Origin of the sequence: Lyngbya sp. CCY1209 (genome assembly GCF_035615495.1) — a bacterium.
Lineage (GTDB): Bacteria > Cyanobacteriota > Cyanobacteriia > Cyanobacteriales > Microcoleaceae > Limnospira.
The window spans coordinates 1-512 of sequence record NZ_JAJENU010000438.1; the positions used below are offsets into that span (position 1 = coordinate 1).

Genomic DNA, 512 nt, shown 5'->3' on the forward strand with positions numbered 1-512 from the left:
TCGGGACAGGATGCAAAAGCCAGAAGGTTGCAGAGACTCCTTTTGAAGTCATACTACGCAAGGCTCTTAGCGGTAAGGCGAGTGACCCAAGATAACCAGGGCAAGAAGACAGCCGGAGTGGATGGAGTGGTAGCAATATCCCCTAATCAAAGGTTTGAACTTGTTGAGGAAATCAAAGGAAACTTCAAGGCTAAACCGTTACGGAGAGTCTGGATACCAAAACCCGGACGGGATGAAAAACGCCCACTGGGAATCCCGACAATCCGAGATAGAGCCAAGCAAGCCTTGGTCAAGATGGCATTGGAACCCTTCTGGGAACCATCATTCGAGGGAACAAGCTATGGGTTCCGACCTGGACGCTCAACTCTTGACGCAGTTGGCAGAATATTTGCTGGTATCAACAAAATGGGATACTACGTCCTCGATGCCGACATCGCCAAATGCTTCGACCAGATTGACCATGATTACCTGCTATCCAAACTTCGTTGTCCAATGACCATAAGGCGCAATAT

1 protein-coding gene is annotated in these 512 nt (G+C 48.8%); it reads left to right on the top strand.

All coding sequences use genetic code 11. The annotated features are described in order from the left end of the window. Nucleotides 1-512, top strand: a 512-nt coding sequence (locus LKE08_RS13320) for a reverse transcriptase N-terminal domain-containing protein (RefSeq protein WP_324704719.1), incomplete at both ends; no start/stop codon positions are given.